The 13091-nt window shown below is 43.6% G+C and carries 18 protein-coding genes; 12 read left to right on the forward strand and 6 right to left on the reverse strand.

Features of this window, described 5'->3' with window-relative positions; translation table 11 throughout:
• Positions 1–9: 9 nt before the first annotated feature.
• A complete protein-coding gene (locus tag PseudUWO310_RS22665) occupies positions 10–168 on the reverse strand; it encodes a hypothetical protein (RefSeq protein ID WP_190315866.1) in 159 nt (52 codons plus the stop codon).
• 33 nt (positions 169–201) lie between these two features.
• Positions 202–372 carry a hypothetical protein gene (locus tag PseudUWO310_RS22670; RefSeq protein ID WP_190315867.1) on the reverse strand — a complete coding sequence of 57 codons (171 nt, stop codon included), beginning with the start codon at positions 370–372 and terminating at the stop codon, positions 202–204.
• 41 nt (positions 373–413) lie between these two features.
• Between PseudUWO310_RS22670 and PseudUWO310_RS01195 the strand changes: the two genes are divergently transcribed.
• The 4 genes from PseudUWO310_RS01195 to PseudUWO310_RS01210 all read left to right on the forward strand — a co-directional run bounded on the left by PseudUWO310_RS01195 (position 414) and on the right by PseudUWO310_RS01210 (position 1644).
• A complete protein-coding gene (locus PseudUWO310_RS01195; protein WP_142598353.1) occupies positions 414–632 on the forward strand; it encodes a DUF433 domain-containing protein in 219 nt (72 codons plus the stop codon).
• A 1-nt stretch (position 633) separates the two neighbouring features.
• Positions 634–954 carry a DUF5615 family PIN-like protein gene (locus PseudUWO310_RS01200; protein ID WP_142598355.1) on the forward strand — a complete coding sequence of 107 codons (321 nt, stop codon included), beginning with the start codon at positions 634–636 and terminating at the stop codon, positions 952–954.
• Between the two features lie 143 nt (positions 955–1097).
• Entirely contained in the window at positions 1098–1394 is a 297-nt protein-coding gene (locus PseudUWO310_RS01205; protein WP_142598357.1) for a type II toxin-antitoxin system Phd/YefM family antitoxin, read from the forward strand.
• Complete coding sequence (locus tag PseudUWO310_RS01210; protein ID WP_142598359.1) at positions 1375–1644, forward strand: Txe/YoeB family addiction module toxin; 270 nt, start codon at positions 1375–1377, stop codon at positions 1642–1644. Before PseudUWO310_RS01205 ends, PseudUWO310_RS01210 begins: the two co-directional genes overlap by 20 nt.
• Before the next feature lie 41 nt (positions 1645–1685).
• On the opposite strand, the gene PseudUWO310_RS01215 is transcribed toward PseudUWO310_RS01210, so the two are convergent.
• On the reverse strand, positions 1686–1982 hold the full coding sequence (locus tag PseudUWO310_RS01215; RefSeq protein WP_142598361.1) for a type II toxin-antitoxin system RelE/ParE family toxin: 297 nt from the start codon (positions 1980–1982) through the stop codon (positions 1686–1688).
• An 8-nt stretch (positions 1983–1990) separates the two neighbouring features.
• Positions 1991–2239, reverse strand: coding sequence for a type II toxin-antitoxin system ParD family antitoxin (locus PseudUWO310_RS01220; protein ID WP_142598362.1), 249 nt, complete (start codon positions 2237–2239; stop codon positions 1991–1993).
• A gap of 293 nt (positions 2240–2532) precedes the next feature.
• Between PseudUWO310_RS01220 and PseudUWO310_RS01225 the strand changes: the two genes are divergently transcribed.
• The 3 genes from PseudUWO310_RS01225 to PseudUWO310_RS01235 all read left to right on the forward strand — a co-directional run bounded on the left by PseudUWO310_RS01225 (position 2533) and on the right by PseudUWO310_RS01235 (position 6030).
• The gene (locus tag PseudUWO310_RS01225; RefSeq protein WP_142598477.1) at positions 2533–2754 is read left to right on the forward strand and encodes an AbrB/MazE/SpoVT family DNA-binding domain-containing protein; all 222 of its coding nucleotides are present in this window, start codon (positions 2533–2535) and stop codon (positions 2752–2754) included.
• Positions 2751–3161 carry a type II toxin-antitoxin system death-on-curing family toxin gene (locus PseudUWO310_RS01230; RefSeq protein ID WP_142598363.1) on the forward strand — a complete coding sequence of 137 codons (411 nt, stop codon included), beginning with the start codon at positions 2751–2753 and terminating at the stop codon, positions 3159–3161. The genes PseudUWO310_RS01225 and PseudUWO310_RS01230 overlap by 4 nt, the downstream gene beginning before the upstream one ends.
• A gap of 319 nt (positions 3162–3480) precedes the next feature.
• The gene (locus PseudUWO310_RS01235; protein ID WP_142598364.1) at positions 3481–6030 is read left to right on the forward strand and encodes a VIT domain-containing protein; all 2550 of its coding nucleotides are present in this window, start codon (positions 3481–3483) and stop codon (positions 6028–6030) included.
• Positions 6031–6230: 200 nt separating this feature from the next.
• Here the strand turns inward: PseudUWO310_RS01235 and PseudUWO310_RS01240 are convergent, their stop codons facing one another.
• Positions 6231–7442 carry an ABC transporter substrate-binding protein gene (locus PseudUWO310_RS01240; RefSeq protein WP_142598365.1) on the reverse strand — a complete coding sequence of 404 codons (1212 nt, stop codon included), beginning with the start codon at positions 7440–7442 and terminating at the stop codon, positions 6231–6233.
• Between the two features lie 189 nt (positions 7443–7631).
• Positions 7632–9083: a protein kinase domain-containing protein gene (locus tag PseudUWO310_RS01245; protein ID WP_142598366.1), complete on the reverse strand. Its 1452-nt coding sequence runs from the start codon at positions 9081–9083 to the stop codon at positions 7632–7634.
• An 87-nt stretch (positions 9084–9170) separates the two neighbouring features.
• On the opposite strand from PseudUWO310_RS01245, the gene PseudUWO310_RS23750 reads away from it, so the two are divergent.
• From PseudUWO310_RS23750 to queC, 5 genes are all read left to right on the forward strand, one after another.
• Complete coding sequence (locus tag PseudUWO310_RS23750; protein WP_317845535.1) at positions 9171–9518, forward strand: chlorophyll A-B binding protein; 348 nt, start codon at positions 9171–9173, stop codon at positions 9516–9518.
• A 330-nt stretch (positions 9519–9848) separates the two neighbouring features.
• The gene (locus PseudUWO310_RS01255; protein ID WP_142598367.1) at positions 9849–10601 is read left to right on the forward strand and encodes a metal ABC transporter ATP-binding protein; all 753 of its coding nucleotides are present in this window, start codon (positions 9849–9851) and stop codon (positions 10599–10601) included.
• 308 nt (positions 10602–10909) lie between these two features.
• Entirely contained in the window at positions 10910–11323 is a 414-nt protein-coding gene (gene arfB, locus PseudUWO310_RS01260) for an alternative ribosome rescue aminoacyl-tRNA hydrolase ArfB (protein ID WP_142598368.1), read from the forward strand.
• A gap of 257 nt (positions 11324–11580) precedes the next feature.
• Positions 11581–12120 carry a 7-carboxy-7-deazaguanine synthase QueE gene (locus PseudUWO310_RS01265; RefSeq protein ID WP_411729010.1) on the forward strand — a complete coding sequence of 180 codons (540 nt, stop codon included), beginning with the start codon at positions 11581–11583 and terminating at the stop codon, positions 12118–12120.
• Between the two features lie 5 nt (positions 12121–12125).
• Positions 12126–12794 (forward strand): 7-cyano-7-deazaguanine synthase QueC, encoded by a 669-nt coding sequence (gene queC / locus PseudUWO310_RS01270; RefSeq protein WP_142598370.1) that lies wholly within the window; start codon positions 12126–12128, stop codon positions 12792–12794.
• Positions 12795–13091 lie beyond the last annotated feature (297 nt).

Below are 13091 nucleotides of genomic sequence, written 5' to 3' on the forward strand. Positions count from 1 at the left end.
TTTGATATATTAGCATAGATTAATTTGATCGCGTTTTGTCTGAGTGATTGAGCGATCGTGTTTTTGGTTAGTTTGGCGATCGTGTTTTGGGTGAGTGGTTTGGCGATCGCGTTTTTTGGTAAGTGGTTTGGCGATCGCGTTTTTGTGAGTGGATGATTGGGCGATCATGTTTTGGGTGGATGGTTGGGCGATCGTGTTTTGTTAGGGAATATTTAGGCGATCGCGTTTTTGGTGAGTGGTTAGGCGATCGCGTTTTTGTGAAGTGGTTAGGCGATCGCATTTTTGTGAGGGGATGATTAGGCGATCGTGTTTTGGGAGAGGAATGATTAGGCGATCGTGTTTTGGGAGAGTGGTTGGGCGATCGCCTATCAATATTTGCTAAAATATTAAATACAGTTAAATATCATAAATTTATGTTTAGAGATTCAAAGTTTATTAGCAGATCTCTCGATGTTATGGGTGGTACGACTGTATTCTCAAATACAAGAGTTCCAGTGCAAACACTTTTGGATTATCTCAAAGCAGGAGAGTCCATTGATGATTTTTTGGATGGTTTTCCAACTGTGACTAAAGAACAAGTTATTTACTTTTTGGAAGAGTTAGGAAGAACATTTTTCAGTGCGACGGCATAATATGAGAATTCTTTTGGATGAATGTATTGATCGCCGATTCGCTAGAGAAATTGTTGGCTATGTAGTAAAAATAGTTCCGCAAATGGGCTGGGCAGGAGTCAAAAATGGTAAGCTTCTAGCTCTCGCCGTAGAAGAGTTTGATGTCTTTGTAACAGTTGATCGAAATTTATCTTTTCAGCAAAATATACCTCAATTCGATATCGCGGTAGTGGTCTTACAAGCACCATCAAATAGTTTGGCGGCTCTAAAGCCTTTAGCATCAAATCTTTTAGCTTCTCTAGGTTCAGCAATTAAAGGTCAAGTTACTGTTGTTACAGGATAATGTGGTTGGGCGATCGCATTTTTGGAGCGAGGTTGGGCGATCGCATTTTAAGGTGAGTGATTGGGCGATCGCATTGTACTTTTTTCTCAAAAACCAGCGATATAATATGTTTGAAGATAAATTTGTACATTTTGTGATGGCGTATGAGTCTTACAATCAATTACGAGCAAGCACTTAATCAGTTTTCAGAGATTTGCGATCACGTGGTTGCAGAAAACAACTTTGTGATTTTGGAACGTGGGGATCGCGAAAATGTTGCAGTGATCTCTGCTAAAGAGCTATCGAGTTTGCTTGAGACTTTACATTTACTTAAATCTCCTAAAAATGCAATTCGTTTATTTGAAGCTTTAGAAGAAGCGGATTCGAGAACAGTTTTGCCGAAAACTTTGAATCAACTCAGTCAGGAGGTGGGACTTGGTAGTGCCAAAGAAACCGCGTGATGCAGTTTTTGTGTCACAATTCAGGCAAGATCTAGTGTATTGGGTAAATACGGATCGTAAAATTGCTATTCGAGCGATGGAATTAGTTGAATCTGTTCTTGATGATCCATTTAAGGGAATTGGTAAACCTGAACCTCTCAAATATGTTAGCGAAAACACATGGTCAAGAAGATTAACTCAAGAACATCGAATGGTCTATCGCATTAAAGATGATCGCATTGAGTTTCTTCAAGCTCGTTACCACTATTAGGCGATCGCGTTTTGGGTGGATGATTGGGCGATCGCCATACATTAATTCTGTTTAAATACTTGCTCAATATCTCTTGAACCATGAAGCAACCGAATCACATCAATACCACCCTCAATCTGCTGATAAAACACCACATAATTACCAATAGGAAAGCTCCGTAAATCTGGCAATAAATCTGGTCTTTTTCTCCCCAAACCCGAATTCTGAGCCAAGGTCAACAACTTACTTTCTATTCGATCTAAAAAATCATCCGCTCTATCTGGACTATCATCCGCAATATAATCCCAAATATCCAGCAAATCCATCTCAGCAAGCGGACGCTTCAGAATGATTGCCATTATTACACCTACTTCTGTTGCTTGCGTTGCCGTGCCTTTGCCTTCACTGCCTGTATATCAAGGGGCGTAGCATCACCACTATCTAAACCCGCCTGAATATCTTGACGCAACTCCTGCAAACGCAACTGCTGAAGTTGATCTCGTTCCTGTAACAATCTCAGCCCCTCACGCACAACCTCACTAGCAGAATAGTACAAGCCAGTATTAACCTTTCCTTGTATAAAGCTCTCTAGCTCAGGTGTTAGAGACACATTCATAAGTTTAGTCCTCTAATAATCTTGATATCAATATTCTCGCTGCAATAACAGTAAATAGCAATAACTGTTATCAAATTTATTGGTGTTATTTATTTTTAGCTCGTGATTGGTTAGGCGATCGCGTTTTTGAGGAGTGGTTGGGCGATCGCGTTTTTTGAGGGGGTGGTTGGGTGATCGTGTTGATGATTACTGAATTACTGCAACAAGAGATTTAAAGAAGTCGAATGTTGTAACATTTGTAGTAACATTTAAAACACATGACGCTTAAACGTAATCTAATTGAGGAAAGAGATATGCTTCTAAATATCAAAAAAAGAGGGAACTCCCTAAGCGTTATCATTCCAAAAGAAATGGCAGCCAGCATGAATGTTGATGATGGTGATAATCTCTTTGCAACTAAAACTCCCTCTGGATATGAGATTTCAGCATACGATCCTGATTTCGCAAAAAAGATGGAAGTAGCCCGACGGGGGATGAAAAAATATCGCAACGCATTGATTGAGTTGGCTAAATGATCGAACCTTATTGGCTCGAAACTCATGACGTTTGCGCTATACATAATGAAATTATCGCCGAGTCGGGTGGCACTGCGGGAATTTTGAATGAAGGCGCTTTGGAATCAACTTTATTCAAGCCCAGAAATCTGTATCATTACGAAGAAGATGTAACTTTATACAAACTAGCTGCATCTTACGGCTATGGACTAGTAAAAAATCATTGTTTTATTGATGGTAATAAGAGAATTGCCCTGATCGCTGTTTATACATTTTTAGCAATTAATGGAATTGAACTTATAGCATCAGAGACTGATGCGGCAGACTTTTTTCTAGAGTTAGCCGCAAGTTTTGGAAAACAAGAAGAAGATATGAATAGACTAGCAAATTGGCTGCAAATTAATAGCGAACCTATTAACGATTTGTGAATTAGGCGATCGTATTTTCGGGGATGATGGGGCGATCGCATTTTGGGTGAGTTGAGTGATTGGACGATCGCGCTTTCCTAAGAGCAATGCTTTGCTTCGTCCCATTTTGCTTGGGCGAAGTTTTTCGTTACCAAAAATGCAACTGGTTAGTAACCCTTTGGGATTGATGGGAGACTCAATCTTAGGAAATATTTTTTGGAATATCTTGGAATATTGAGTAGTTCAGCATAATTAAAACCCAAAATCAAAGAACGTACCGCCCGCTACGCGGGCGGTACGTTCTTCTAGATTTTAAGTTTACTTTAATTTGAAAATGCCGATGGTGGCTAGGAGTGAAATTACCTTGAAACAGATTCAATCTATTAAGCCGATTTATATTGTCCTCCCTATGGCAATGCTTTTGATGGGAGCGATCGCCCATCGTACCCTTGCTCAGACAAGTCCGATCGCTAAACCTCAAACATCTTCTGGCACTATGATTAAATCGGGAATTATCGAACCTATTAGCGATCGCAATTCTAGAACTGAGCCAAGCAAAGATCGCTCAGTTGGTGGGCTATATGCTTTGACCACTCGTCCGCGCAATGAAGCCTCATTTACCCTGACCCATACCGATGTTCGCGGCAAGATATCGGGCAATATCTCACGTGTAGAAGTTACCCAAACCTTTCAAAATCCCTATGATAAGCCCCTAGAAGCGATTTATGTATTTCCGCTACCCGACCAAGCCGCTGTCGATGATATGGAAATAAAGATTGGCGATCGCACGATTAAAGGAGATATTAAGAAGAGGGAAGAAGCTAAGGCAATTTACAATCGCGCTCGCCAAGAGGGACGTACCGCAGGATTGCTAGAACAAGAACGGGATAATATTTTCACCCAGTCACTCGCCAATATCAAACCAGGAGAGGAAATTAAAGTCACAATTCGCTATACCGAAAGCCTAAAATTTGAGCGTGGTGATTACGAATTTGTGTTCCCCTTGGTGGTTGGTCCCCGCTATATTCCTGGACAGGCGATCGACGAGCGGGGTAACACGACTAAGGTTCCCGATGCTTCGCGCATTACCCCCCCTGTCGCTAATCCCGAAACAATCTTAGCCGCCGATGTTATGGTCAATCTGCAAATTGATGCAGGGGTTCCCATTCACAATCTTTACTCTACTTCCCATCGTCTAGATGTGAAAAATAATGGCGAAACGGTGCAGATCAAACTGGCGGATGGAGACACTATTCCGAATAAAGATCTCATCGTGCGTTATAAAGTTAGCGGCGATCGCACTGCGCCTGCGGTGCTTACGACGACCACTGAGCAAGGAGCTCATTTTGCGACCTATTTAATTCCTGCGATCGCCTATCGCTCTGATCAAATCGTGCCGAAGGATGTTGTATTTTTGATGGATACATCAGGCTCGCAATCGGGCGATCCGATCCTGAAGTCCCGCGAACTAATGCGCCGTTTTATCAATGGGTTAAATCCTAACGATACCTTCACGATTATTGATTTTTCTACCACTACCCGCCAGCTTTCGTCCTACCCATTAAAAAATACTGTTGCCAATCGCCAAAAGGCAATGAATTATATCGATCAAGTGGATGCTAACGGTGGCACTGAATTAATGAATGGAATTAATGCCGTAACCAATTTTCCTGCCGCTAGCGATGGTCGATTGCGGAGTGTGGTGCTGATTACGGATGGTTATATTGGCAATGACAATGAAGTGATTGCTGCTGTCCAAAAAAATCTCAAACCAGGGAATCGTCTCTATAGTTTTGGTGTAGGTAGTTCGGTAAATCGCTATCTTTTAGAAAGGATTGCGGAAATGGGGCGTGGGACATCGAGGGTAGTGCGACAGGATGAGCCAACTCAAGAAGTTGCCGAGAAGTTCTTCCGTCAGATTAATAACCCTGTCCTGACCAATATTCAAGTGCAGTGGGAAGGCGAAGGAACAGCTCCTGAAATGTATCCCAGTAATCCTCCCGATCTCTTTGCCGAACAGCCTTTAACTATCTTTGGTAAAAAAGGCGATCGCGCCAATGGCAAGCTCAAAATTACAGGCATCGCCGCAGGTGGCGAACGCTACGAGCAAACCATTAATGTCAATTTTGGCGATCGCAATAGTAATCTTGGTATTGCTCAACTCTGGGGACGCGCTCGGATCAAAGACTTAATGAATCAGATGTTTGCTGGAGAAGTAAAGTCTTTGGTTGAGGCTGTCACGCAAACGGCGCTGGACTACCGATTACTTTCCCAGTACACCGCCTTTGTTGCGGTCAGTGCCGAAGTGCGGGTTAACCCAGACGGGGGTAAGGTGACCGTACAAGTACCTGTCGAACTGCCCGAAGGAGTTAGCTATGATGGTGTTTTTGGGGGCGAAACCAATGCTCTGTCTAAACCTGCTCCCATGCTCTCTCCATCTCAATCCTATAATGCCCCTTCGCCAACGCAGGGTGCATTGAGAACAGGTTTACCCTCCCCTCTACCCGCTGTTCCCAGTACTGATGCAAAAATCAGCAAACAAGTTGCCTCTGGTACTGTGAGCGATAAGACTGCCAACGAGCCAGCATCTATTCCTCCTGTACAGTTAGTAAGTATCACAGGGCTGGTAGGTGCTGATATCGCAACTGCTCAACAGGCGATCGCTCAACAGTTGCGATCCATTAATGTACCTGCTGGGCTTAAGGGAATTGTGATTTTAGAGATCACCATTCAGAATGGCAGACTGACAAGGTTTGTATTGGATGATGGAGCTTCGACGCTAAAGGATCGAAAATTTGTGGAGTTGCTTCAGCGATCGCTGCAAAATGTCGTACTCCCTGCAACCGCAAGCGGCACAGTCAGATTGACTCTAAACGTGACCGCTAATTAGTAATACCAAAGCTCAAAATGGCTACGCCATTTTGAGCTTGGAAAACCCTGACTGGGTTTGGTTTTTATAGCTGCCGCCAAATGTATCAGGAAAAACAAAACAGTGTTGCCGCGCGGAGCGCGGCAACACTGTTTTGTTTTTTGTCTTAACAAGACTGGTGGCAGCTATAGATACAGAAGATACAGCGCTTTGCGCTCAAATTATTGAATGAAAGTGAACTTGCCTCTGTTGCCATCAGCATCCATTTTGATCTGGGCGACAAAAAATTGCTTCTGCACGATCTCACCTTCGGGAGTGAAAGAAATCTCTCCAATAGGAGTGACATATTTACCCGCTAATAGGGTGTCATTGAGCTGAGTGCGTAGTTGAGGTAAGGCTAGGGTACTCAACTTCGTGGTCTTGTCAAGAGTTCGTAAAGCTTCCACAAATACCTGTACGCCTGTAAAGGTTTGAGCGGTAAACTGCGGTGGTTCTTTCTTATTCTGCTCGGTATAGATTTGGCGGAATGCTTGATTTACCTCATTTTTTAGTTCGGGACTATAGGCTTGAGCGATAATAATACCGTCACAGAGAGCCTTACATACAGGCAAAATATTGGAAGTATTTAACCCATTACCACCGATGATTAAACCCTTATAACCCAGTTCTCGCAGTTGTTTGACGAGGTTGCCACCATCAGCCGAAAGCCCCGAAATGATGATTAAATCAGGTTTGATATTGATGGCATTGGTTACTTGGGATTGGAAATCGGTATCGGTGGTTTGGAAGGTTTGTACGGTTGCTAGTTCTAAGCCCTTTTGTTTTACGGTCTCTTGGAAAGTTCCTGTTTCCGATTTACTAAAAGCATCATTTTGGGCATAGAAGACAGCGACCTTCTTAATTTGAGGATTGATTTTGAGAGCCGCATCGATCGCATTAGGTGCAACTACTGCGACAGGAGCAGATACCCGCGAAATGTATTTACCGATCTGCGGAATACCCTTAGCGGTATTTGACGGGGCAATGACGGGAACGCCTGCTCGTTCAGCGATCGGATCGGCGCTAAAAGCCTGTTGCGATAAGGTAGGTCCCACGATACCGACCACTTTATCTTGGGAAATTAGCGTGTTAAAAGCATTAATTGCGCCCTGTTCATCGCCTGCGGTATCTTGGAAAATTAAACGGATTGGTGTGCCATTGATGCCACCCTGCTTGTTGAAATAGGTTTCTGCAATCTTTGCACCTGTAACTTCTTCCTGCCCTAGCAATGCAACATTACTAGTCTGGGCGAGAGCGATTCCGATGGGGATTGAGTTTTGACTATTGCTTGGGCTATTAGGCGTATTGGTGGTCGTGGGGTTTGTTTGTCCGCAAGCTACTATCAGTAGACAGGACATCAAAGCCGCGATCGCATAGCCAAAAAATTTTTTCATAACTATAGATGTAGAAGCCTTATATAAAATATTTGTTACAGTCGTCTATCAAAGTAAGTCTATCAAAGTAAGTAGTTCAGCATAATAAAAACAAAACCAGAGAGTACCGCCCGCGTAGCGGACGGTACTCTCTTCTGGGTTTTAAGTTTACTTATGCTTAGCTACTTAGTCTATCAAAGTAGGGACAATTCATGCATGGTTCCTGCTTTGACGGCAGACTTCCAAGCGATAGAAAACGGGATCGACTAAATTAAATCCTTCCCAAAAAAACAAGCTGGGTAAATGTCCGAGCGGAGCGTCGATCGCAAAGATCAAATTCTCATAGGTACGCCAAATCCTTGGCGAAAACTCGAGATTGAACCAACTTGGTCTGCGCCATCCAAGGCGATCGGCAAACTTCTCATAAATAGCAGCAAATTCCCAATAATTATCTTCGGTATAAATCAATTTGCCGCCCAAGTTTACCCAGATTTGTTGCTGAATACTCCAACCAAAACGATTATTGCTAGCTTGCATCCATGCCCGATCGATCGCTAGCCAGATCTCGCAGTCAATGCGATCGATGTCCTTAGCAGTTAATCGAGAAATTCTATCTTTGTTTCCCAGTTCCAAAATAATCTCATTGGTGAGTCGATCGCTTTCTTGCCATTGACCTAGATTTAGTAATTCTATTAAGGTTGCGATTTGTGGATAGTTTTTCGGGTTAATGCTTAGGGGGGCATCGCTTCCCTCTAAACTCTCAGTATTAGGTTTCGGGTAAGTTCCCAAAGCCTGTAGATCCTGTAAAACCTCTCTGGCTGAGCCATAACGATTTGATGTCGCTCTTTCCAGAAGACGATTGAGAATCATGACTACATGGCGAGAAATAGAAGTTGGTAGCTTTTCTTGCCAAATCCAGCGATCGCTTGCATCATCATAAAGATCGAAGGGGGAAACTCCCGTTAATAAATAAATGCAGGTTACTCCTAAACTATAGAGATCGCTTTGGGGAGAGGCTTTGCCCCTTGCTTGTTCGGGAGCAATATATTCCGCACTACCGATCAATGTGCCCGTACGATTTGAACTAGAGGTAAAGGCTTTAGCCGCTCCAAAATCAACGAGGACAAAATTATTGTGACGATCTCCAGTTCGACGAATGATGTTTTCAGGCTTGATATCGCGGTGGATGACTTGACGGTCGTGGATGAATTGCAGAACGGGCAGAATATTGATTAGGAGTTGGCAAACTTGCGCTTCGCTGAAAATTCCGTCACGCTGCAATTCTATGTAGAGGTTTACTCCCTCGATCAGTTCTTGCACTAAGTATAAATATCCTTCTTCTTCAAAATAGGCGATCAGTTCGGGAATTTGGGGGTGGGAACCAAGCTCTTTAAGTTGGTTGGCTTCGCGGTCAAAGAGCGCGATCGCCTTTTGCCTTAATTCTGGTTCGTAAAACTGAGGTAGAAATTGCTTAATCGCACAGGCTTGTCCCAAGCGACCTAAGTTCTTAGCCTGAAATGTACGCCCCATCCCTCCTTGCCCAATTAAGGCGATCGCCTCATACAACCCTTTAAGTTGCAAATTTTTACCGCAATTCATACAAAACTTGCTCCCTTCAGGGTTGTTTGGCTTTTGGCAACTGGGGTTCAAGCAATAGGGCATATTTCTGTCGATAGATTTACATTTGTTTACATTAAATGTAAATTTTAATTAATTAATATAAAAACTTTTGCAGGAAAGTAATCAGTCATGGTAACTACACCAACTACACCCAACAAGATTGCAGCAAACGATGCTTCTAATAGCTCTAATAGCGATAAATCTAAGGCAGCTAGCAAAAACTTTGATCTTAATGTCAATCCTACAGGGGCAGGCGTATTTGGCTTTAGTAATTTTGCTGAAACTTGGAATGGTCGGATGGCGATGATTGGACTGGTTGCAGGCTTTGCCAATGAAGTTTTGACTGGTAAAGGCATTCTTGCTCAAGTTGGCATCACTGGCGGTATCAGTGTTCTGTTTGCCTTATTTTTCACGGGTTTCACTGTGGCGACATTACTTGGTTATTACGCTGTGAAAGCGACGCAGAATTCTAACTAAAATTATTCGTTAAAATTATTCGTGATTACTTACGAACAGATCCAAACCTGTAAAGTTGCGTCCCTCAGGGGCGCAACCTTACAGGTTTTAATATTTTTTTTGCACAGCTACTTAATCATCATTTTAATCATCATTTAGCATGAGTTCGAGATAATTTGAAATGGGCTTAGAGAAAGGGTTTGCTACGCAAACCCTTTCTCTAAGCCCAAAAGTAAAAGCCTTGCTTAGCAAGGCTTTTACTTTTGGACTTTTAAAATTTGCCAGCTTACCCCAAACTGACGTTCATTTAGGAGTATAATTTTTGAAAACGATTATCATTTTTTGAGCATTATGCTTGAAGTACAAAACCTGTCCGTTCGATATCGCGAAGTTTCGGCTCTGTCGGATATTTCCTTTAGCATTGAATCGGGCTCGTTAGTGGGACTCATTGGTGCGAATGGGGCGGGTAAAAGTACCTTACTCAAAGCGATGCTCGATTTGATTCCCGCTCAGAAAGGGCAAATTTTTTATAACGGCGAACCACTGAAGCAGCAGAGGCAAAAGGTTGCTTATCTACCACAGCGATCGCAGATTGATTGGGACTATCCCGTCACTGTCTGGAATGTGGTGATGATGGCGCGGACTATGTATAGTGGTTGGTTTGGCAAAATTAGCCGTCAATCCCAAGAAATCGTTCGCCAAGTACTAGAGCGGGTGGAACTCTACGAATTGCGCGATCGCCCGATCAAACAGCTTTCAGGGGGACAGCAGCAGCGCGTATTTTTAGCACGAGCCTTGGCGCAACAGGCGGATATTTTGTTATTAGACGAACCGATGACTGCCGTTGACAAAAAGACAGAAGCGCTGATGTGGCAGATCTATGGCGAACTAAAGCAGGAGGGAAAGACCTTACTGATTAGTTGCCATGAATGGGGTAATACCCTCGATCGCTACGATAGTTTGCTCCTGCTCAATCGCCACCTAGTCGCCAGTGGTACGCCCCGTCAAGTTCTCACCCCTGACAATATCCAAAGTGCCTATGGTGTGCCGCTCGAACCTCGCGGACATCGCGATTGCCCTGAAGAAGAATTGTTATTTTGTTAAAGCGCTATAAAACCCAAAATATGAGTGGTGGCGCTTCGCGCCACCACTCATATTTTGGGTTTGAGCGCAAAGTGCTGGATGTCCTTAGCAAAACTTACACTGTGACAGAAAGGGATGAATTTTTGAGGTGATTTTTTAGGTATAGCTGCTGTCAACTGTATCAGGACATAAAACCCCAAAGAGAGTTGCTGCGCTCCTCGCGGCAACTCTCTTTAGGGTTTTAATTTTGTCCTAACAAAACTGGCGGCAGCTATACTATAGAATAGGCTTGGTAGAATAGGCTTGCTCGAACCGCTTTAGACAATTCCATGCTCCAAATTACCAAATATACATCTCTAGCGCTCGACGAAATTAGTATTACCGCGATTCGCTCCCAAGGTGCAGGTGGTCAGAACGTAAATAAGGTATCGACTGCGATCCATCTCCGTTTTGATATCAATACATCTTCTCTATCACCGATATATAAGGAGCGGCTACTTAACTTAAGCGATCGCCGCATTACCAAAGATGGAATTATCATCATCAAGGCGCAGCAGCATCGGACTCAAGACCAAAATCGTGATGATGCGCTCAGTCGTCTTCAGCAATTGATCCAAAGTGTGACGGTGACTCCCACCAAACGTAAGCCCACCAAACCATCCCGTACTGCTCAAAATCGACGTATTGACGATAAAACTAGAAGGGGAGAAGTTAAAGCTTTGCGAGGTAATGTTAAAGATTAAGTAGCTAGGTGCAATTAAATATAAAATCCAAAAACCTGTAGCGCACGCTGCGCGTGCGCTACAGGTTTTGATTCTGGGTTTTAATTATGCCCAGTTACTTAGAAGGTGACCCTAAGCCCAAGTTAAGAAATGGCTACGCCATATTTGTTGTTTATAGTAGCGCCTAGCGCTTCGGAATCAGAGTGAATCGAGTTAATTTGGCAAATAGTTTACCCATTGTAGAGACTTTCCATTCCTTACAAGGAGAAGGCGCATGGATGGGAACGAATGCGTTTTTTATTAGGTTGGCAGGATGTGATGTTGGCTGCCCTTGGTGCGATACCAAGATATCTTGGAATATGAAAAGACATCCTCAAATAGGGATCGCCGATCTGGTTAAGCAAGCGATCGCAGTGAAACCTGCGATCGTGGTCATTACTGGCGGTGAACCCTTGATGCATGATCTCACGGAATTGACTGCCGAGCTAAAGGCTCAGGGATTGCGAGTGCATCTTGAGACATCGGGATCGCATCCCTTTAGCGGTAATTTTGATTGGGTCACCTTTTCGCCCAAACGATTTAAACCTCCCCATGCCAGCATTTACGAACGGGTGAATGAGCTGAAGATCGTCGTTAAGGATGCGTCGGATTTAATATGGGCGGAACAGAATGCGGAAAAAGTTGCGATAAATGTGATGAAATATTTACAGGCTGAGTGGGAAACTGCTAGTAGTAAGGATCTGGTACTGCAATATGTATTAAGTCATGCTAACTGGTGTGTGAGTATCCAAACCCACAAGTTATTAGGAGTAAGGTAATTGAGATGGCAAGCTTAGAATCCCCTCAACGGAAAGCGATTATTTTATTGTCAGGTGGGCTCGATTCAGCCACATCGGCAGCTCAAGCGATCGCCGATGGCTACGAACCGATTGCCCTATCCTTTCGCTATGGTCAACGCCACGAGCGAGAATTGCTTGCCGCAAGGGAAGTTGCTGCCGCATTACAAATTCGCGAACATTTTATTGTCGATGTGAACCTATCGCAGTGGGGAGGATCGGCTTTGACTGATGGAAATATTGACGTGCCGACGGAGGGCGTGCAGGCGGGTGAAATACCGATTACCTATGTGCCAGGACGGAATACGGTGTTCATCGCGATCGCTCTATCCTTGGCTGAGGCAAAAGGCGCGGAGGTTATCTATTTGGGAATTAATGCGGTTGACTATTCGGGTTATCCCGATTGCCGTCCCAATTATTTGAAGGCATTTCAAAAGTTAGCCGAACTCTCTTCTAAGATCGGTGTGGAAGGAAATGCCCCTAAGTTGGTTGCACCATTGGTGATGGATTCTAAAACCGATATCGTGCGACGGGCGAAACGTTTGGGCGTACCAATCAACCTGACTTGGTCTTGTTATCAGGGTGGTGAAGTTCCCTGTGGGGTATGTGATTCCTGTCGCATTCGCGATAAAGCTATTCTCGAAGCTAACGCATAGTCCTAATCAAATATTAGTGCGCGGCTTCGCCGCGCACTAATATTTGATCAACGTCAGTTCGAGTTAATACCAAATCACAAAATGGCTACGCCATTTTGTGATTTGAAAAACCTTACTGGGTTTGGTTTTTAATTTCCAAAAGTGTAGCCACACTTTTGGAAATTGGTATAAGCTGGCAAATTTTAAAAGCCCAAAAGTAAAAGCCTTGCTCCGCAAGGCTTTTACTTTTGGTTTTGAGAAAGGGTTTGCGTAGCAAACCCTTTCTCAAAGCCCGTTTCAAATTATGCCGAATTCACG

Source organism: Pseudanabaena sp. UWO310, assembly GCF_006861605.1.
In the GTDB taxonomy this organism is placed as follows: Bacteria; Cyanobacteriota; Cyanobacteriia; order Pseudanabaenales; family Pseudanabaenaceae; genus Pseudanabaena.

Coding starts and splice junctions, on each gene's coding strand:
- PseudUWO310_RS22665 (WP_190315866.1), bottom strand. CDS start 168: ATGATCGCCCAATCATCCACTCACAAAAACGCGATCGCCAAACCACTT.
- PseudUWO310_RS01195 (WP_142598353.1), top strand. CDS start 414: ATGTTTAGAGATTCAAAGTTTATTAGCAGATCTCTCGATGTTATGGGT.
- PseudUWO310_RS01200 (WP_142598355.1), top strand. CDS start 634: ATGAGAATTCTTTTGGATGAATGTATTGATCGCCGATTCGCTAGAGAA.
- PseudUWO310_RS01205 (WP_142598357.1), top strand. CDS start 1,098: ATGAGTCTTACAATCAATTACGAGCAAGCACTTAATCAGTTTTCAGAG.
- PseudUWO310_RS01215 (WP_142598361.1), bottom strand. CDS start 1,982: ATGGCAATCATTCTGAAGCGTCCGCTTGCTGAGATGGATTTGCTGGAT.
- PseudUWO310_RS01220 (WP_142598362.1), bottom strand. CDS start 2,239: ATGAATGTGTCTCTAACACCTGAGCTAGAGAGCTTTATACAAGGAAAG.
- PseudUWO310_RS01225 (WP_142598477.1), top strand. CDS start 2,533: ATGCTTCTAAATATCAAAAAAAGAGGGAACTCCCTAAGCGTTATCATT.
- PseudUWO310_RS01230 (WP_142598363.1), top strand. CDS start 2,751: ATGATCGAACCTTATTGGCTCGAAACTCATGACGTTTGCGCTATACAT.
- PseudUWO310_RS01235 (WP_142598364.1), top strand. CDS start 3,481: ATGGTGGCTAGGAGTGAAATTACCTTGAAACAGATTCAATCTATTAAG.
- PseudUWO310_RS01240 (WP_142598365.1), bottom strand. CDS start 7,442: ATGAAAAAATTTTTTGGCTATGCGATCGCGGCTTTGATGTCCTGTCTA.
- PseudUWO310_RS01245 (WP_142598366.1), bottom strand. CDS start 9,083: ATGCCCTATTGCTTGAACCCCAGTTGCCAAAAGCCAAACAACCCTGAA.
- PseudUWO310_RS23750 (WP_317845535.1), top strand. CDS start 9,171: ATGGTAACTACACCAACTACACCCAACAAGATTGCAGCAAACGATGCT.
- PseudUWO310_RS01255 (WP_142598367.1), top strand. CDS start 9,849: ATGCTTGAAGTACAAAACCTGTCCGTTCGATATCGCGAAGTTTCGGCT.
- arfB (WP_142598368.1), top strand. CDS start 10,910: ATGCTCCAAATTACCAAATATACATCTCTAGCGCTCGACGAAATTAGT.
- PseudUWO310_RS01265 (WP_411729010.1), top strand. CDS start 11,581: ATGGGAACGAATGCGTTTTTTATTAGGTTGGCAGGATGTGATGTTGGC.
- queC (WP_142598370.1), top strand. CDS start 12,126: ATGGCAAGCTTAGAATCCCCTCAACGGAAAGCGATTATTTTATTGTCA.